The following is a 20461-nucleotide window of genomic DNA, read 5'->3' on the forward strand; positions in this document are numbered from 1 at the left end:
GGGATAATTACGTCTTTTTGAGACTGTTAACCCTTTTTTTTTACATTATTTTAATTTTTTCAAATGAAATCAATACCAAAAATATTGATAACAATCTTTATATTGTTGTCAGTTGTAGCATGTAAAGCTCAAATAAAAAATGCATTATCAGAAACTGTTAAAATTTATGGAAATTGCGAAATGTGTGAGGCAACCATTGAAAAAGCTGGCAACGTAAAAAAAATCGCAGAAGTAGATTGGAACGAAGAAACCAAAATGGCTACGCTTACTTTTGATTCAAAAAAGACCAATCGAGATGAAATTTTAAAAAGGATTGCTTTAGCTGGCTATGACAGCGACAGCTATCTCGCTCCGCTTGATACTTATTCCCAGCTCCCTTCTTGTTGTCAATATGAAAGGAAAGTAAAGTTGACGGAAAACAAAGAATCTGTTGGAGCCACAGTTTCTAAAACTGACATGCATGACCACTCGGACATGCCGGCACAGAAGCAGGAAATACAAACTTTGAAAGCAGTTTTTGATAATTATTTTGCTTTAAAAGATGCTTTGATAAAAACAGATGGAGGGTTAGCATCAAACAAAGCTGGTGAACTTTTATCCGCAATCTCAGCTGTTAAAATGGAAAAACTTACCGCTGAAGAACATACTGTTTGGATGAAAGTGGTGAAGGATTTGGGTCTTGATGCAGAGCATATTGCCGATACAAAAGACCCAAGTCATCAGAGAGAGCATTTTATACCGCTTTCAAAAAACATGTATCAGCTCATAAAAGTATCAAAGCAAGCATCGCCTGTTTATTATCAATTCTGCCCCATGGCCAACGACGGAAAAGGAGCCAATTGGCTTAGCAAAGAAAATTCCGTGAAGAACCCATATTATGGTTCTATGATGTTAACCTGCGGTAGCACAATAGAAACCATAAAATGAAACATTCATGACTAGGACTTTAGACACACTGGGAAATGATTATTTCTTAGCGTCAAAGCGTCTTAGCAGTAAATTATAAACATATGAAACGAAAAGATTTTTTAAAAACCTTAGGATTTGGTTCAGCGAGTTTGCTCACATCTGCTGGCGTTTTGTCCTCGTGCATGAGCGGCATGAACCATGGCGATGCCGTTGTTCCTCAAGTAAATACCGGATTGTTTATTAATCCTTTAAAAATCCCCAAAACAGTTTCTGGAAATACATCTTTAGTAACTCAAAATACTTCAGAGGCTCTTTTGTCGGCATCAAAAGTAAATGTGCTAGGTTATGGAGAGGGCATTTTAGGACCCACCATTAGGGTAAAAAAAGGAGATAATGTAAATATCAATTTGCTCAATAAGTTATCAGATCATTCGAATATCCATTGGCATGGCCTTAAAATCCCTGCCGACATGGACGGGCATCCCGACCAAATGGTGATGTCAAATGAGTCCTTCAATTATAAATTTTCTGTCAACCAGCAGGCTGGACTCAATTGGTATCATCCACATGTGCACAAATCTACTGCGGTGCAAGTTACGCAAGGATTGGCGGGGCTTTTTATAGTGGAGTCGGACGAAGAAAAGTCATTAGCTTTGCCAAGTGGAGAATTTGAAGTACCACTGATAATTCAAGACAAAAGAATAGCAAGCGATGGTACAATAAAATATAGCCCGACCATGATGGAAATTATGTCGGGTTATTTGGGAGAAAATATACTGGTCAATGGCACACATAAACCATTTTTAGATGTTTCCACCCGTTTTTACAGATTCAGGATTTTAAATGGTTCCTCTGCAAGAATTTATAATTTAAGTCTAAGTAATTCGGCTGAATTTTATGTGATTGGTTCGGATGGCGGAATTTTGCCTCAGCCAGAAAAAGTAAAAAATGTCATTTTGGGTTCGGGCGAAAGGTTAGATATTCTGGTAGACTTTTCGACAATGAAAGTCGGAGAGGTGGTTTCCCTAAAAAGCGAGACATTTTTTACAATGGGAAACGCCCAAGGCAATCAACCTTTTGACATCTTGGCTTTTAATATTAAACGTCAAGAAAACAATACCTTCAAGCTGCCGAGTACTTTAATTCCAGTTCCGAAACTTCCTTCGACTAGCATTAAAAGGGTTTTTACGCTGAAAATGGATATGATGAGCAGTGATGGAATGCATAAAATTAACGGGAAGGTTTTCAAATCTGGAAGGATAGACGAGACAGTTACACTTGGGTCAACAGAGATATGGGAATTTGATAATTCTACTGGAGATGAGGCTCATCCCATGCATATTCATGGTGTAATGTTCCAAGTTGTTGCTCGAATGGGTGGAAGGAATGTCATTCTACCGCATGAAAAAGGATGGAAAGACACAGTTCTTGTAGCTCCCGGTGAGAAAGTCCAAGTCGCAATGACATTTGAAATTAGTGGAAAATTTGTTTTTCATTGCCATAATCTTGAACATGAAGATGATGGCATGATGTTAAATTTTGAAGTAAAATGAAAATTTTTATTAAAAATATGGTTTGCCCACGCTGCATTTTAGTAGTAAAAATGGAATTGGATAGACTATCTATCAATTACACTAATGTAGACTTTGGTGAAATAGATTTGGCTAATGAACTTAATGAGAAACAAATGAATGAATTAGAAAGTGTTTTGAATGAATTAGGTTTCGAAATATTGAATGATAAAAAAAACAAGATGGTGGAGAATGTGAAGATTTTAATTGTTAAACTCATTCATGAACAAGATAATAACCTTAGAATAAACCTGTCTGATTATTTGTCATCCAATTTAGGGGTGGAATACCATTCACTAACTTCATTATTTTCTGAAATAGAGGGTTATACAATTGAACAATTTTTTATTTCACAAAAAATAGAAAAAGTAAAGGAATTGTTGGTTTATAATGAATTGACATTAAGTGAAATTGCCTTTCGTTTAAATTATAGTAGTGTAGCACATCTTAGCAATCAATTTAAAAAAACAACAAAGCTGACCCCATCTGAATTTAAAAGATTGGGAAATCATAAAAGGAAATCTATTGGTATTATTTAGAAAATACTAGGGCGAAAAAGTTGTAACTATTATGTAAAATTGTGTAACACAATAGCCGATTAAGAATAATACTTTTACATCATAAATCAAAAAAAACAAATGAAAAAATTCAAAAAATTAATATTGATGGTTATAGTAACCGTTTCTATTATTCCTTTTTTTGCAAAAGCACAGGAAGGTAATTATAAGCACCCCATCATGAGTATTGACTCAAAAGGTAAAATTGAACGGGGTGGGGTAGTGATCGGTCAAATCACTAAAGACAATGTAATCAATGATGCTAAAGGAAACAAAATTGCTTATGTGGATGGCCAAGGAAATTTGGTTGATGCCAAAGGAAAATTGATGGGTCGAAGGGGGAAAGATGGGAAAACGTACCATAATGTTAATGGTGATTTGACAATCAGTGTTAAAGACAATGGAAAAACTTGTAATGTATTTGATGGAAATGGAGATAAGATTGGTAACATTCATTCCAGCTATAAGGGCATGGCCTGTGTTTTATATTGTTTTCAAAACGATATGGTCATGAAAGATCACTCAAAAATGAAAGATGCAAAATATGCCTGCCCAATGCACCCTGAAGTTACTGGAATGGAAGGCGATAAATGCCACAAGTGTGGTATGAAGTTAACTAAAGCAAGCAAAAAATAATAGCATGACCCATAACTATCAAATAACAGGGATGTCATGCAATGGTTGTCGTACAAAAGTAGAAAACACCCTTAACGCAATTGAGGGTGTTTCTGCCGTTGTAACATTATCACCCCCGCTGGCAGTCATTACAATGGAAAATCACATTTCTACCAAAAAGTTTCAGGATTCACTTTCGGCTGTTGGAAATTATACAATAGAAGATGCTCATGCCCTGATTACCAATTGGCAAAATGAAATTACGAAAGTAACGAATTTAGCCAATGAAGATATAATAAAACCTTCTAACCACGGCAATGGCAAATTTTACTGCCCAATGCATTGTGAGGGTGAAAAATTATACGATAAGGCTGGAGATTGCCCTGTATGTGGTATGGATTTGGTACAACAAGCTAGTATTTCCCAAAAAACGGAATATACTTGTCCTATGCACCCTGAAATCATACGGGACGAAGCTGGTGCATGCCCAATTTGTGGAATGGATTTAGTGCCGAAATCCGCAAGCGAAACAGAAGATAACAAGACTTACAAGGACTTGTTAAGAAAAATGAAAATTGCAGTTGCTTTTACAGTTCCAGTATTTGCAATAGCTATGTCAGCCATGTTACCCAATGACCCATTAATGAAAATAATGAAACATGCAGCGTGGAATTGGGTGCAATTTATTTTAACACTTCCAGTAGTTTTTTATGCATGTTGGATGTTTTTTGTGCGTGCTTGGAAATCTATTATTACTTGGAATCTGAATATGTTTACCCTTGTGGGTATCGGAACTGGGGTGGCTTTCTTATTTAGTGTTGTCGGAATGCTGTTTCCAAATCTTTTCCCCAACGAATTCAAAAGCGAAACGGGCACAGTCCATCTGTATTTTGAAGCCACAACTGTAATTTTGACTTTGGTTTTACTAGGTCAATTGTTAGAAGCACGAGCCCATAGCCAAACAAGCGGAGCAATCAAAGAATTACTAAAATTAGCCCCAACCGAAGCTACTTTAGTAATAGATGGAAAAGATAAAATAATTTCAATTCACGACATTAAAAAGGGGGATTTGCTACGCCTAAAACCTGGCGATAAAATTCCTGTGGATGGAAAAATAACAATTGGTGAAGGTTCTATTGACGAATCAATGATTACAGGTGAGCCAATTCCAGTAGATAAAAAAGTGGGCGATTCTGTAAGTTCGGGAACAATCAATGCCAACAAATCATTTGTAATGGTTGCTGAAAAAATAGGTTCTGAAACCTTACTTTCTCAGATAATTCAGATGGTCAATGAAGCCAGCCGCTCCAAAGCACCCATCCAAAAATTAGCGGATAGTATTTCTAAATATTTTGTACCAATCGTTGTAGTTATTTCCATCATTACATTTTTGGGTTGGGCAAAATTTGGGCCTGAGCCGGCCTTGGTTTATGGTTTCATAAATGCCATAGCTGTTTTAATTATTGCTTGCCCTTGTGCATTAGGCTTAGCTACGCCTATGTCAGTAATGGTGGGTGTTGGCAAGGGTGCATCTTCAGGCGTTTTAATAAAAAATGCCGAAGCTTTAGAAAATTTAAACAAAGTAAATGTTTTAATCATTGATAAAACAGGCACCATTACCGAAGGCAAACCTTCGGTCGAAAAAATATATGCAACGCAACAAAATAAAGATTTACTACAAGACATCGCTTCATTAAATCAATACAGTGAGCATCCATTAGCTGAAGCAGTTGTAAAATATGCCCAAGAAAAAAAGATTTCGTTGATTGAGGTAAAAGACTTCGAGGCAATTGCAGGAAAAGGAGTAATCGGGACAGTTAATAATAGAAAGGTAGCACTTGGCAACAAAGCCCTTATGGCACAAGTTGCAGCAAGTGTATCTGAGGAATTAGAAAACAATATTATTGTAGAGCAGAAATTAGGTAAAACTGTGTCTTATATTGCTGTTAATGGCATTGCAGAAGGATTTGTATCCATTACTGATGCCATCAAAATAACTAGTAAAGCAGCCATACAAGAACTAATGCAACAAGGTGTGGAAGTTATCATGCTGACTGGAGATAATGAAAATACTGCAAAATCGGTGGCGACTGAGCTGAGTTTAAGTGCATACAAAGCTGGTTGTTTGCCTGAAGATAAATTGAAAGAAATAAAACGCCTTCAAGGATTAGGAAAAGTAGTAGCGATGGCTGGCGATGGTATCAATGATGCTCCTGCATTGGCTCAGGCGGATATTGGAATCGCAATGGGAACAGGAACGGATGTTGCTATAGAAAGTGCCAAAATAACTTTGGTAAAAGGTGATTTACAAGGAATTGTAAAAGCCAAGAATTTAAGCCACGCAGTGATGAAAAACATCAAGCAAAACTTATTCTTTGCCTTTATTTACAATATACTTGGCGTGCCAATTGCCGCAGGGGTTTTATTTCCATTTTTTGGTATACTATTATCGCCTATGATTGCAGCTCTCGCCATGAGTTTTAGTTCGGTTTCTGTAATAGTAAACGCATTAAGGTTAAGGAGTATTAAACTTTAAAAAAAAAGAAATGCTCAAAATAGTTAAATAAAATATTTCTCAAAAAATTCTGTCAGAAATCTTTTGCTGAAACAACTATCGCTTGAAACCTATTATATGAAAACATTTATACCTGCTTTAAAATTTGAAAAACTAACTGGTTTTTATGATAAAATAATGCACCTTACAATGCCAGAAAAAGCATTTAAGAACGCCTTAATCGAACAAGCGAGAATCAAGTCAGGAGACCATATATTAGATTTCGGGTGCGGAACACTTACATTATCATTGATGATGAAGCAACAGTGCCTAGAGGCTTTCATTACTGGAATTGATGTAGATGAAAAAGTTTTGACAATAGCTGAAAATAAAAGAACTGATTCAGGTTTTGAAATCAGATTAGATAAATACGATGGGAAATTTTTACCTTATTCAGATGAAACATTTGATAAAGTGGTTTCAAGTTTGGTATTCCATCACCTCACAACTGTTCAAAAAAAACAGGCCATCAGAGAAATTTACAGGATTTTAAAGCCCGATGGCGAAATACACATAGCAGATTGGGGTAAACCTTCAAATTTATTAATGGAGGCTCTTTTTTTCTTTTTAAGGCTTTTCGATGGTTTTGAAAACACTTCTGTGAATTGGAAAGGGGAGCTTCTTAATTATTTGACAGGCAATGGCTTTAAATATACTATTGAATGCAAAAAATATGATACCCTATTTGGTACACTTAGACTATTAAAAGCAAGGAAATGAACAATATTTTAACCAATATTATTAATCAATACAAAAATGATAGTCAGAGTGTTTATAATACTTGGTTTATTGACAACGACCAACGCTTAAAGGCATTTCGCACCATTCGAAGGGGAGTTTTACAAGTAGTGGAAGACATTAAAAATAAAACTTTTCCGAATGATTTTAAGGGCAGTTCGTTAGAGCTTGTTTTGAATTGTATTGCCGAACAAAAACAAGTTTTTGTAGGTGTGTCGCATCCGTTTTATTGGAAACCTAAACTTAGGATTCCTGATATTTATGAAAATCAAAACAACAAAACTACTTTTGGTCAATTTCTCGAAAACTGTATCAACGCTAAAAGCGAGGAACAAATCATCAAAGAAATTGTACGATTAGATGCCCTTAAAATCAAAGGTTTAGGTCCAGCTGTCGGCAGTATTTTGTATTTTTTACACCCAACCTTTTTTCCCCCTTTCAATACAGCAATTGTCAATGGCTTCAATACCTTGTTTAATGATAAAAAGAAATTAGGCTCATGGTCTGAATATTTAAAAATTAGGGAAGTTTTGATTGAAACCAATCAAAAACATAAAACCGATTTATCAAATGATTTAGGAGCAATTGCTGGACTTTGTTTTGAAATTGGAACTCAAAAAATGCTTATTGGCAATGATGAATATTTGAGCGAGGAAGAGCGAAATAAATTTGAAAAAAGCATCGAAAAACGCCAAAAAGAAATTAGAGATGAAAAAATAGAAGAAAATCTTCATTCTGAAATGCAATTTCATTTATTGAAAATTGGCCAAAGTTTGGGCTATGATGCTTTTGTAGCCTCTAATGACCGTTCTAGGTCTTTTGATGGCAAAAATTTTTCGTTTATGAGTCCTGATAAATTTCCTGCGATTGATTGCGACAAAGACACAGCAAACACCATCAAATTGATTGATGTTTTGTGGTTTGAAAAAGGCACAAACAATGTCATTTGTGCCTTTGAAGTAGAAAAAAGTACAAGTATTTATTCAGGAATTTTAAGATTGACTGACCTTTCCTATTCAATTGCTGATGGTGATGAAATCTTTTATTTAGTTATTCCTGAAAGTCGTGAAAAGGATGTGATGATGCAACTTTCACGTCCTTCAATCAAACAAATTAAAACACCTATAAAATACATATTATTTACAGAGTTACGCCAAAATTGTGATGCCCTTTGCCGATTTGGTGATAGTCATAGAATCATGGAAAAAATCTCAAAAACTTTTTAAACTTAATAACAATTTCAAAATGAAAAAAACTATTATTTTCTCAATTATCACTAGCCTTTTTTTTGCTTGTAATTCAAAACCTGACTCTCACGACAGACACAATCATGAAGCAGACACTGCAAAAACGGAAGTAAAAATAGCAATGCCTCAAACGGATAGTTTACATGCAGAACATAATAAAACAACTGAATCTTCGGCAAAATCAAATTATGACTTGATTTTGATTGATTATCTTAATTTAAAAAATGCCTTGGTAAAAGACGATAGCAAAGCTGCGGCGGATGCGGGCAATGCTATTTTAGCAACTCTTAAAAAATTTGACAATAGTACTTCAAAAAGCAATAAGGAAATTATAGAAATATTTGAAAGTATAAAAGAAAATGCAGAGCATATAAAAGATAACAACGGTAAAATTGACCACCAAAGAGAACATTTTGCCATGATAAGCAAAGATATGATTGATTTGATAGCCATTTCGGGTACATCAAAAAAACTTTACCAAGATTTTTGCCCAATGTTCAATGACAGTAAAGGTGCTGCTTGGTTAAGCGAAACAAAAGGAATTAAAAATCCATATTATGGTGCTGAAATGCTTACCTGCGGTTCTGTAATAAAAGAATATTAAATAATTAAAAATGGTAGAAAAATTAATTTCAATATCACTAAAAAATAGGGCAATAGTGCTACTATTAGCAGCGGCACTATTTGCCTATGGTGTCTATTCTATTCAAAAGAATCCAATAGATGCCATTCCTGATTTAAGTGAAAATCAGGTAATAGTTTTTACGGAATGGATGGGAAGAAGTCCACAAGTGATTGAAGACCAGGTTACCTACCCATTGGTAAGCAATCTGCAAGGTATCCCCAAAATAAAAAATGTAAGGGGTACATCAATGTTCGGGATGAGTTTTGTTTATATCATTTTTGAAGACGATGTTGATATTTATTGGGCAAGAACAAGAGTATTAGAAAGGTTGAATTACGCCCAAAGACTTTTACCGCAAGGTGTTACTCCATCCTTAGGTCCCGACGGCACGGGTGTTGGTCATATCTTTTGGTATCATATTGATGCACCCAAAATGGATTTGGGAGAACAAAGGGCTTTACAAGATTGGTATGTAAAACTTGCCTTACAAACAGTGCCTGGGGTGGCTGAGGTAGCATCATTTGGCGGCTTTGAAAAACAGTATCAAATAATAGTAGACCCTGTCAAACTTCAATATTACAATATCACTTTGATGGATGTGATGAATAAAATAAAGGCAAACAATAATGATGTGGGTGGGAGAAAGTTTGAAATGAGCAATATGGCATATATTATTAGGGGGCTTGGGTATATTAAAAATTTAGAGGATATAGAAAATACGGCTATTAGTAATAATAATGGCATTCCTGTCAGAGTAAAAGATATTGGTTCGGTGCAAATGGGTGGTGATTTACGTTTGGGCATTTTTGATATGGATGGTAAGGGTGAGGTTGTAGGAGGAATTGTAGTTATGAGATATGGAGAAAATGCCGATAAAGTAATTACAGGGGTAAAAGAAAAAATGAAAGAAGTTCAAAAAGGCTTACCAGAAGGTGTTTTATTTAAAACGTCTTACGATAGAAGTACGCTCATAAAAGCGGCTATTGAATCAGTAAAAGGCACTTTGATTGAAGAAATGATAACGGTATCTATTGTAGTATTCATTTTTCTGTTTCATTGGCGTAGTGCATTAATAATTCTTATACAATTGCCAATATCGGTTGCCGCTGGCTTTATTTTCCTTGAAATGTTTGGTATCTCCTCAAATATAATGTCATTAACAGGGATTGCTTTGGCTATAGGCGTAGTAGTTGATGACGGAATCGTAATGGTTGAAAATGCGTACAGACATATAAGTCACGCTCAAGAATTAAAAAAATAAAGCAATGAACTTAAATATAAAAAAAATATTTGCCAAACAAATAGACCCATTGAGTGCGGATGAAAAAATGCAAATTATTGAATCCTCTTCTAAACAGGTGGGGCCAGGCGTTTTTTATTCAACTATTATTGTGGTTACCTCTTTTCTTCCTGTTTTTATGCTAACGGGTATGGAAGGAAAACTGTTTCATCCATTAGCTTGGACAAAAACTTTTATCTTACTCGTTGATGCTTTTTTGGCAATTACACTTACTCCAGTATTAATCTCTTTGCTTTTAAAAGGTAAACTAAAACCTGAAGAGGCGAACCCCATTACTCGTTTTTTAGAGAAAATATATACTCCAATATTAAGGGTTTGCCTAACATGGAGAAAAACTACAATTTTATTAAATGTAGTGGCTTTAGTAATTGGGGGGATAATGATGACTAAATTAGGTTCTGAATTTATGCCTCCTTTAGATGAAGGTTCGCTACTATTTATGCCAGTAACGTTACCTGATGTTTCAAATTCTGAAACTAAAAGAATATTGCAAGTGCAGGATAAAATTATAAGGTCTGTACCCGAAGTAGTTCACGTTTTAGGAAAAGCAGGAAGAGCAAACACCGCAACAGATAATTCACCTATCAGTATGATTGAAACAATTATTTTACTAAAACCACAAAATGAGTGGCGTAAAGGGATTACTAAAAATGATATTATAAATGAACTGAATGCAAAAATTCAAATACCTGGCACAACCAATGGCTGGACAATGCCAATCATTAATCGCATAAATATGCTTTCAACTGGTATTCGTACCGATGTAGGAGTAAAGGTATATGGTCAGAATTTAGATACTATTTATGCGTTTTCTCAAAAAATAAAAAAAGAATTACAAGGAATAGATGGTGTGAAAGATTTATATGTTGAGCCTATTACAGGGGGAAAGTATATTGATATTACCATAAAAAGAGATGAAATTGGAAGATATGGACTATCTATTGACGATGTAAATGCAGTAGTTGAAAGTGCATTAGGTGGTATGAAACTTACCACCACAATAGAAGGAAGGCAAAGGTTTTCTGTGAATGCCAGATACGGACAAGACTTTAGAAACAGCCTTGTCGCATTGAAAAGGTTGCAAGTACAAACAATGCAATATGGGACAATTCCATTAGAATCCATTGCAGATATTTCTTTAAGTGATGGGCCTCCTATGATAAATTCTGAAAATGCAATGTTGCGAGGTACAGTTTTATTTAATGTCCGAGAACGAGATTTAGGCAGTACTGTAACTGAAACACAGAAAAAACTTAATGCACTTCTTACCAAGTTACCAAAAGGGTATTTCATAGAATGGAGTGGTCAATGGGAAAATCAAATTCGGGCAAACCGTACTTTAAAATTGATAATGCCTATTGTGATATTAATCATTTTTATGGTTTTATATTTTACCTATCATTCTTTTAAAGAATCATTAATTACGATGATTACCGTGCCATTTGCGTTAGTTGGAGGTGTTTTTATGGTTTATTTTTATAATATTAATTTATCCGTTGCAGTGGCGGTTGGTTTTATTGCTCTTTTTGGAATGGCAATTGAGACAGCTATGTTAATGACAATCTATCTAAATGCTTCAATGATAGAAATGGTTAAAGAACATGGCAATTCAAAAGAGACACTTAATCCATCAATAATAAGAAAATTTGTAATGGATGGTTCTACTAAAAGACTTCGCCCCAAGCTAATGACAGTCAGTGTAGGATTATTTGGCCTGATTCCAATATTATGGGCCACGGGCGTAGGTAGTGATATGATGCGACCCATCTCAATCCCATTAATTGGTGGCACGATTACTTCTACTATCTATGTGTTACTTATCACACCAGTAGTATTTGAAATAATAAAGGAAAGAGAATTATTACGCAAAGGTAAAATTGAACTATTAGATGTTAAAGAATAGAAGTTTTATATTAAGCCTTTTTATATTCATTTCAGAATATGGCTATGGACAAACACTTTCATTAAAAGCCATTATTGATAGTGTTGAAAAAAATCATCCCTTAGTGGCTATGTACAAAAATGAGATACGATCGATGGATGAAGCAGCTTTAGGGGCTAAAAGTTGGATGCCACCAACCGCAGGTATCGGGCAATTTATGACTCCCTATAATGTAAACCTTTGGAAAAGAAATGGTGATATGTTAGGTATGGGTTCGGTTATGTTATCTGCAGAACAGATGTTTCCAAACAAAAAGAAACTGAACGCTGACGAAGCCTATATGAAAGCTATGTCGTCAGTTGAGAAGGAAAAGAAAAATGCGGACCTAAATGAGCTTATTCAACAAGCTAAAATATTTTACTATGATTGGTTAATTCTTCAAAAAAGGTTAAACGTGGCGAAAAACAATGAAGAGCTTTTAGATTTTATGATTAAAAATGCGGAACTAAGATATAAAAATGGTCTAAGTAAAATAAGTGCCTATTACAAAGCAAAAGCCGCATTGGGCTATACCAAAAATATGCAATTGATGTATGAAAGTGAAATAAGAGACCGAAGAATAAAATTGAATGCATTAATGAATATAAGCCCACTTTCAAATATTCAAATTGACACAATCATTAAATGGAATGATTACACCTCATTCAGTTTTGATAGCTCGCTATTCTATAATAATAGGAGTGATTTGAAAGTGATTGATAAACAAATCAACTTAAATGTTTTAAAGATAGAAACTGAAAAGGCAGACCTAAAGCCACAGTTTGGTGTTAGGTATGAAAATATGCTTGGCTTTGGTGGGCAGCCATTACAATATAATCTTATGGCTATGGTCAAATTACCTATTGTAAGTTGGGCATCAAAAATGAACAAGGCTAACATTCAAAGTATAATTTGGAAAAACAATGCTTTGCAATCTCAAAAACAAATGATGGCTGTTGAATATATGGGTATGGCAAACAGTATGCGAAACGAATTTCAACTAAAACAAAAACAGTTGAAACTGTATGATGAAAATATTATACCTGCATTAAAAAATAATTACAAAACAATGCAACTGGCATACGAACAAAATACCGAAGAACTTTTTATGCTATTTGATGCTTGGGAAAAACTTAATATGACACAACTTGAATACTTTGACATTTTAAATAAAGCACTCGAAATGCAAGTGTCGTTAGATAAATTAATTGAAAAGAAATGAAAAGTTTAAATTTAATATTCGTCATATTGACAGTTTTGCTTGGCTGCAATACAAAAAAAAGCAGTCATAAAACGCAGGAAGCAGCATATACCTGTCCAATGCCTTCCGATTCGGTTTTTAGCGATAAGCCGGGCAAGTGCCCTAAATGTGGAATGGAATTAGTAAAAATAACGGAACATTCAAATCATACCCCAACCGAAAACTTAGATGATTATGATTTCCTTCTAAAACCTACCGATGAATTTGCCATCAGTACAATACCTTTAAGCACGATGCAAGACTCTACTATCAATGTTTTAGTTAAGGCTCTTGGCGTTGTAAGCTACGATAAAAACTATGTAGGAAGTATTTCTTCAAAAGTTGCCGGAAGAATCGAAAAATTATTTGTAAAATATAAATATCAAAAGGTGTATAGAGGGCAAAAAATTATGGAAATATACAGCCCCGAATTATTAACAGAACAACAAAATTTAATTTTCTTATTTAAAAACGATAATACGAACACAACACTAATTGAAGCTTCAAAACAACGTTTACGCCTTTTAGGAGTGGCTGATAACGAGATTCAAAATGTAATTACAACCCTAAAACCGAATCCATATATAAGTGTTTATGCAAATTATACAGGGCATTTACACGATGCTGGGGAGGAGAGAGAAATGCAAAACAATAATACCACAATGAATGTTGCCAATGCCGGCATGAACAATGTTGAATTAAAAATAAAAGAAGGAATGTATGTTCAAAAAGGGCAATCGGTGTTTACAATTTTTAATCAAGATAAAGTATATGCTTTATTGAGCATTTTCAATGACGATTTACATCTTATTAAAAAAGGAATTGCTGTTGAATTAACACCCGAATCTGTTTCAGATAATAAAATTTATGGGGCAATTGATTTTATAGAACCTTTTTATAGAAATGAAAGTAAAAATACAATCGTTCGTGTGTATTTTAACAACAACAAATTACAGTTGCCTATTGGTTCTCAAGTCAAAGCTACGATTATGGCAAAACCACAACGTTCCAATTGGGTAGCCGCCACATCTGTACTCAATTTGGGTTTAGAAAAAGTAGTATTTAAGAAATATCAAAATGGTTTAGCTCCTGTTAAAGTTAAAACAGGTATTAAATACAATAATTTAATCGAAATTACAGAAGGATTAAACCCAACCGATAGCATAGCCATAAATGCTCAATTTTTAATGGACAGTGAAAGTTTTATTAAAACAAAAAATTAAGACAATGAAACCTACAATAATATTTTTAACAATTTTAATGCTCTTTTTGTCTTGCAAAGACAAAAAGATGGCACATACCGACCACAACACTTATTACACTTGCTCAATGCACCCACAGGTAGTTTCCGACAAAATGGGAACCTGCCCTATTTGCCATATGGATTTGGTAATGGTAAAAAAACAAAGCAACTTGAAGGCTGGTGAAATATATTTAAATGATGAACAATTACGTTTAGGCAATATCAAAACCGATACACTTTCAGTTGGAACACTTAATGAAAAAATAGTTTTAACAGGAGTTCTCAATTACAATCAAAATGAAAGGCAATCCGTTAGTTCAAGAATAATGGGGCGAATAGATAAACTTTACTATAAAACTGTGGGAGATTATGTTACGGCAGGTTCTCCACTATACGAAATTTATAGCGAAGAACTTAATAATGCCAAGCAAGAATATATTTTGGCAATCAATCAAAAAAAGAAATTTAATAAAGCCATAATTAGTATTGATGAAATAATTGCAGCAGCTACTAATAAATTGTTGTTGTGGGGAATGTCTAAAAATCAAATTAAAGAGTTAGAACAAACCCAAAAAACATCAAATACCACTACCTTTTATAGTCCATCTTCTGGCTATTTTACTTCTATAGCTGTTCAAGAAGGAAGCTATGTAATGGAAGGCGGAAATATTGTAGATATAGCAAATCTCTCGACATTATGGGTAGAAACACAAGCATATTCATCACAATTATCATTCTTACAAAAAAATAGTTCGTCCAAAATTCTTATTCCCGATTTAGATAACCTTGAGATGAATGCAAAAGTTGAGTTCATCAACCCCGAATTAAACAGCAATTCAAGAATAAATACCGTTCGGTTTGCGATAGCAAATAACACCCAAAAACTAAAACCTGGTATGCCCGTTTATGTAATAATCAAAAACCCAAGCGTTCACTCCATCACACTGCCCGCCGATGCTGTCATTCGAGATAGTAAAAGTGCTACAGTTTGGGTACAAACAGGTAAAAATACCTTTACAAGTAAAATGGTTGAAATTGGCATAGAAAACGAAAATAGAATAGAAATAAAAAGTGGTTTAGACATAAAGGATATTGTTGTAACCTCCGGTGCCTATCTGTTAAATAGTGAATTTGTATTTAAAAATGGAACCGACCCTATGGCCGGTATGAAGATGTAATTTTATGAGAAACTCTTTTAAACAAAAAAATATTTTGTTGATTAGTGCTGCTTTTATTATCATTCAATTTTACCAACCTGAAAGAAACATAACAGTTGAAAAAACTGAAAAAGGCTTTTTGAAAGTGTATGATATTCCCAAAAATGTGAAAAGTATGTTGAAAACTTCTTGTTTTGATTGCCACTCAAATAATACTGCTTACCCTTGGTATTCAAATATTCAACCTATTTGCTTTATGATGGGAAGGCATATAGAAACTGGTAAGGAGAATTTGAACTTCGATGATTGGGGTATTTATTCTGAAAGGAAAAGACAAAATAAAATAAGAGGAATAATTGAAAGCATAAAAAAGGGTGAAATGCCCTTGAGTTCCTACACTTTAATACATCGCAATGCTGTTTTATCCGAGGTTGATAAGAAAATGTTGATAGATTTTCTGAAAAGCATTAAAATTTAATTTTCTTAAAAAAATATTTCAATTACTGTAAATAAAAAAAATGAAAAAAGGCGAATTTCAAAGAAAAATCAGGAAAGCACACCGTTTTTTGGGAGTTGCTTTGGGTATTCAGTTTCTATTCTGGACGATAGGCGGTTTGTATTTCAGTTGGTCTGATATGCACGAAATCCATGGAGATCATCAAAAAGCCCATATCCGTCCCTTGGGAGCTGATTTGAATTTGGTAAATCCGCAACGATAATCCAGAAGATCAAAGAAAAAGACAGTGTTAATTTTGTTTTTGATTTAAAGTTGATTCAGATTTTAGGTGAGCCAGTTTATCAAATTGCCTACTCCAAAGTGCATGACAGAGATAGAAAAATGCAATTAGCTTATGCCAAAACTGGCACATTGCGTGCTGCACTCACTGAGACGGAGGCAGTAAATGTGGCCAAAGCCAATTTCTCAGAAGATGCCAATGTAAAACTAGTGGAATACATAACCACTACTAATGGCCATCACGAGTATCGAGAAAGTCCATTGCCCGCTTATGCAGTTACTTTTAGTCATCCATCCAATACCACTGTGTATGTGGCTGCTAAGTTAGGAACCGTCCAAAAATTTAGAAACAACAAATGGAGAGTTTTTGATTTTTTATGGATGATGCATACTATGGACTATCAAAGTAGAGTCAATATCTCTAATTGGTTATTGAGAGCGTTTTCTGTGTTCGGTCTATTTTCTATCCTTTCTGGATTCATTCTGTTTTTTGTAAGTCGTAAAAAAACAATAAAAATCAAAAAATAATTAATTATCATTTCTCAAATCAATAAATATTTTAAAAAAATGAAAAAAATAGTCGCTTTACTTATAGCCCTTTTTATTGTCAATTATACTTTTGCTCAGCACGAAAACCATCAGCCCAAAGCCGATACTGCCAAAACCGCCGCAAAACCCAAAAGCCCTAAAATGACAGCCATGGCAATGGTGGGTGGCAATCATGTACACATTGAATACGGCTCTCCAAGTGTAAGAGGGAGGGCAATATGGAACGGACTGGTGGCCTACAACCAAGTATGGGCAACGGGAGCCCACCATGCTACTTGGATTGATTTCTCGCAAGATGTAATGATTCAAGGCAAACATATTCCAAAAGGAAAATATGGATTCTTTACTATTCCCAACAATAAAACATGGACAATTATTCTTAGCAAAACTTGGGATATGCACCTTGCGGATGATTACAAACAAGAAAATGATATTTTAAGATTGAGCGTGAAGCCAAGCAAAAGTAAGAAAATAACCGAGGCATTAACTTATGAAGTATTGGCTACTAATGACAAAAAAGGAAAAATAAAAATGAGTTGGGAATATTTGAGCGTAGCCTTTGATTTTGAGAATATGTAATGAAAAAAATAGTGGATATGCTCAAATGGATTTTAAAAAAAATGTTTATTAAAAATTGTTGTAAATAATTGAAATGAAAAATTTAATAATTGTTGCCTTAATATTGGTGCTGGGGTCTTGTAATTCTGCCAAAAACGAATCTACAAAAGTGACCCAGTCTTATTCTTGCCCAATGCATCCCGAAATCATCGGCAAAGAAGGCGAAAAGTGCTCCGATTGTGGAATGGATTTAACCGAGCCTGTTACACAAAAGCCAGACTCGAAATCTTTAAAAAAATAAAATATGAAAGTCAAATACCTCTTAGTTTTTTTGTTAATTTCTTTTGCTAGTACTGCCCAAAAAGTGGTTCGGTATGATTTGTATGTCAGAGACACTATTGTCAATTTTAATGGTAAGGAAAAACGTGCAATTGCTGTAAATGGACAAATACCTATGCCCACACTCACTTTTACAGAAGGTGACACGGCAGAAATCCATGTCTATAATGAGTTAAAGGAAACCACCTCGCTTCACTGGCATGGTTTGTTATTGCCCAACAAAGAAGATGGTGTGCCGAATTTGACACAAATGCCCATAAAACCCAATACCACACATATTTATAGATTCCCAATTATTCAGCACGGCACGCACTGGTACCACAGCCACAGCGGGTTGCAGGAGCAAATAGGTATGTATGGAAACTTTGTGATGCTAAAAAAACCAAAAGACCCAACATTTAGAAAAGGTATAGATGATTTGCCAACCGTTCCGATAGTACTGAGCGAATGGACAGACTATAAACCCGAAAACGTGCATAGAATGTTGCATAATGCCACGGATTGGTTCGCTATAAGAAAAAATGCCACACAAAGTTACGCGGAGGCTATCAGAGCGGGGCATCTAAAAACCAAACTGCTCAATGAGGGTAAACGAATGTTGGCCATGGACGTAAGTGATGTCTATTATGACAAAATTTTCATGAATGGAAAACCATCAACTGACATAAAAATCATAGATGGAAAGCCTTTGAAAGCTGGAGATAAAGTACGCTTGAGAATTTCTAATGGAGGAGCCTCTTCCTATTTTTGGTTGAAATATGCCGGAGGTAAAATGATCGTAGTGGCCAACGATGGCAACGATGTAGAACCTGTAGAAGTAGATAGATTCCTTATTGCGGTTTCAGAAACTTACGATGTGGTGATTAGCATTCCAGCCGAAGGTACGGCTTTTGAATTTTTGGCTACCACCGAAGATCGAACAAATTCGGCATCAATATATTTTGGAGATGGGGTGAAACAACTCATTTCGCCCATGCCACGACTCAAATATTTTGAGGGAATGAAGATGATGAATTCTATGATGAAAATGAATGGCGATTTGGATGATATGGGTATGAAAATGAGCCTCAACCAAATGGATATGAACGTTGTAATGTACCCTGAAATTACTGGAAATTCTAAACCAAAACAGACAGAAGATGATCCAAACAGGTACAATGCCAATAGCCTTGCAGACATCGTTACCCTCAACTATGCAATGCTAAAATCTCCAACAAAAACCAGTTTGCCCGATAATGTGCCTGTCAAAGAACTAAAGTTTGAACTCACCGGCAACATGAATCGGTACGTCTGGAGCATGGATAACAAGGTTGTTTCTGAATCTGACAAGATATTGATTAAAAAAGGAGAAAATGTAAAAATCATAATTTACAACGGCTCTATGATGCGTCATCCCATGCATTTGCATGGGCATGATTTCAGGCTTTTGAATGGAAAGGCAAATCATGCACCGCTAAAAAACATCGTGGATATTATGCCGATGGAAACAGATACGCTTGAATTTAATGCCAATGCTGAGGGTGATTGGTTTTTTCATTGCCATATTTTATACCACATGATGAGCGGAATGGGAAGGGTTTTTAGCTATGAAAATCAAGCTCCAAATCCTTTAATTCCAAATCCTAAATTGGCCCAACGAAAATTATTTGCAGACGATAGAGGGTTTCATCTAATGGCCGAAAACGATTTTGCTACCAATGGCAACGACGGCATGTGGATGATTCAAAATACCCGATGGATGTTGGGAACAGAATGGAGACTCGGATATCATGATCAACACGGCTATGAGACCGAAACACATTTAGGTCGATATTTGGGCAAAATGCAATGGGTAATGCCATTTATAGGATTTGATTGGCGGTACCGAAAGTTTGACATGGATAAAATGGGTATGGTCAAGTATGAAAAGAATGTATTTGGGCAAACCAATACGAAAGACAATCGCCAACAATTTAGCTTGGGTTTAGCCTACACTTTGCCCATGTTGTTTATTTTGCAAACCGAGGTTTACCACGATGGAAACCTGAGAGTACAATTGATGCGTGAGGATATTCCGATTGCTAAACGTCTCAGAGCCAGTCTGATGGTAAATACAGACAAAGAATATATGGCTGGTCTGAAATATATTATAAACAAAAATTTAGGAACAAATTTACATTATGATAGCGATATGGGGCTTGGATTTGGTGTGGTTTTAAATTATTGACGGAAATAATTGATTGGATTATACTAAAATTGAAAATGGATGTTTTTTGCCACCTGTTCAAAAGTCAATGGGTTCTCAGGGGCTATGGTAATATTAAAATACATGTCAATCATAAAGATTATTTTCCAATTTCTGAGTTTAAAAAATTTGTGAATCAATTGAACTAACAAAAGATATTTGCCAGAATTAACCTAGACTTTTAAGTTAATATTGCTATTAATATTCATAAAATACTTAGTTTTGCCAACCTTTCGTATAATATAGACTAATATACTTATACTATAAGATTCACCTTGGTTAAAATGGTAATTTTGTTATGAAGAAGCTTCAGAAGGAATACTTTGAAAGGAGAATTTATAAAATGTTTTGCCCCCTACGTTTCTTATTTGGAGAATA

19 protein-coding genes are annotated in these 20461 nt (G+C 34.8%); all 19 read left to right on the plus strand.

Going from position 1 to position 20461, the window contains the following annotated elements; all coding sequences use genetic code 11:
• Positions 1-63 precede the first annotated feature (63 nt).
• Positions 64-927 carry a DUF3347 domain-containing protein gene (locus EGI31_RS00880; protein WP_255035230.1) on the plus strand — a complete coding sequence of 288 codons (864 nt, stop codon included), beginning with the start codon at positions 64-66 and terminating at the stop codon, positions 925-927.
• Between the two features lie 83 nt (positions 928-1010).
• A complete protein-coding gene (locus tag EGI31_RS00885; RefSeq protein WP_255035231.1) occupies positions 1011-2462 on the plus strand; it encodes a multicopper oxidase family protein in 1452 nt (483 codons plus the stop codon).
• A complete protein-coding gene (locus tag EGI31_RS00890; RefSeq protein WP_255035232.1) occupies positions 2459-3019 on the plus strand; it encodes a helix-turn-helix domain-containing protein in 561 nt (186 codons plus the stop codon). The genes EGI31_RS00885 and EGI31_RS00890 overlap by 4 nt, the downstream gene beginning before the upstream one ends.
• A gap of 99 nt (positions 3020-3118) precedes the next feature.
• Entirely contained in the window at positions 3119-3673 is a 555-nt protein-coding gene (locus tag EGI31_RS00895) for a heavy metal-binding domain-containing protein (protein WP_310586143.1), read from the plus strand.
• A gap of 4 nt (positions 3674-3677) precedes the next feature.
• Positions 3678-6188, plus strand: coding sequence for a heavy metal translocating P-type ATPase (locus EGI31_RS00905; protein ID WP_255035233.1), 2511 nt, complete (start codon positions 3678-3680; stop codon positions 6186-6188).
• A 96-nt stretch (positions 6189-6284) separates the two neighbouring features.
• Entirely contained in the window at positions 6285-6926 is a 642-nt protein-coding gene (locus tag EGI31_RS00910; RefSeq protein WP_255035234.1) for a class I SAM-dependent methyltransferase, read from the plus strand.
• Positions 6923-8170 carry a type II restriction enzyme NmeDI-related protein gene (locus EGI31_RS00915; RefSeq protein WP_255035235.1) on the plus strand — a complete coding sequence of 416 codons (1248 nt, stop codon included), beginning with the start codon at positions 6923-6925 and terminating at the stop codon, positions 8168-8170. The genes EGI31_RS00910 and EGI31_RS00915 overlap by 4 nt, the downstream gene beginning before the upstream one ends.
• 19 nt (positions 8171-8189) lie before the next feature.
• A complete protein-coding gene (locus EGI31_RS00920) occupies positions 8190-8795 on the plus strand; it encodes a DUF3347 domain-containing protein (RefSeq protein ID WP_255035236.1) in 606 nt (201 codons plus the stop codon).
• Between the two features lie 10 nt (positions 8796-8805).
• Complete coding sequence (locus tag EGI31_RS00925) at positions 8806-10077, plus strand: efflux RND transporter permease subunit (protein ID WP_255035237.1); 1272 nt, start codon at positions 8806-8808, stop codon at positions 10075-10077.
• 4 nt (positions 10078-10081) lie between these two features.
• Positions 10082-12019: an efflux RND transporter permease subunit gene (locus tag EGI31_RS00930; protein ID WP_255035238.1), complete on the plus strand. Its 1938-nt coding sequence runs from the start codon at positions 10082-10084 to the stop codon at positions 12017-12019.
• Positions 12006-13259 (plus strand): TolC family protein, encoded by a 1254-nt coding sequence (locus EGI31_RS00935; protein ID WP_255035239.1) that lies wholly within the window; start codon positions 12006-12008, stop codon positions 13257-13259. Before EGI31_RS00930 ends, EGI31_RS00935 begins: the two co-directional genes overlap by 14 nt.
• Positions 13256-14500, plus strand: coding sequence for a heavy metal-binding domain-containing protein (locus tag EGI31_RS00940; RefSeq protein WP_255035240.1), 1245 nt, complete (start codon positions 13256-13258; stop codon positions 14498-14500). The genes EGI31_RS00935 and EGI31_RS00940 overlap by 4 nt, the downstream gene beginning before the upstream one ends.
• A 4-nt stretch (positions 14501-14504) precedes the next feature.
• Positions 14505-15698, plus strand: coding sequence for an efflux RND transporter periplasmic adaptor subunit (locus tag EGI31_RS00945; RefSeq protein WP_255035241.1), 1194 nt, complete (start codon positions 14505-14507; stop codon positions 15696-15698).
• Between the two features lie 4 nt (positions 15699-15702).
• Positions 15703-16155: a heme-binding domain-containing protein gene (locus EGI31_RS00950; RefSeq protein WP_255035242.1), complete on the plus strand. Its 453-nt coding sequence runs from the start codon at positions 15703-15705 to the stop codon at positions 16153-16155.
• 40 nt (positions 16156-16195) lie between these two features.
• On the plus strand, positions 16196-16396 hold the full coding sequence (locus tag EGI31_RS25270) for a hypothetical protein (protein WP_310586144.1): 201 nt from the start codon (positions 16196-16198) through the stop codon (positions 16394-16396).
• Between the two features lie 50 nt (positions 16397-16446).
• Complete coding sequence (locus EGI31_RS00955) at positions 16447-16941, plus strand: hypothetical protein (RefSeq protein ID WP_310586146.1); 495 nt, start codon at positions 16447-16449, stop codon at positions 16939-16941.
• A gap of 39 nt (positions 16942-16980) precedes the next feature.
• On the plus strand, positions 16981-17541 hold the full coding sequence (locus EGI31_RS00960; RefSeq protein WP_255035243.1) for a DUF2911 domain-containing protein: 561 nt from the start codon (positions 16981-16983) through the stop codon (positions 17539-17541).
• Positions 17542-17614: 73 nt separating this feature from the next.
• Entirely contained in the window at positions 17615-17821 is a 207-nt protein-coding gene (locus EGI31_RS00965) for a heavy metal-binding domain-containing protein (protein WP_255035244.1), read from the plus strand.
• A 3-nt stretch (positions 17822-17824) separates the two neighbouring features.
• Complete coding sequence (locus tag EGI31_RS00970; protein ID WP_255035245.1) at positions 17825-20065, plus strand: multicopper oxidase family protein; 2241 nt, start codon at positions 17825-17827, stop codon at positions 20063-20065.
• Positions 20066-20461: the final 396 nt, after the last annotated feature.

The organism is Lacihabitans soyangensis (genome assembly GCF_024343775.1).
Taxonomy (GTDB): Bacteria; Bacteroidota; Bacteroidia; order Cytophagales; family Spirosomataceae; genus Leadbetterella; species Leadbetterella soyangensis.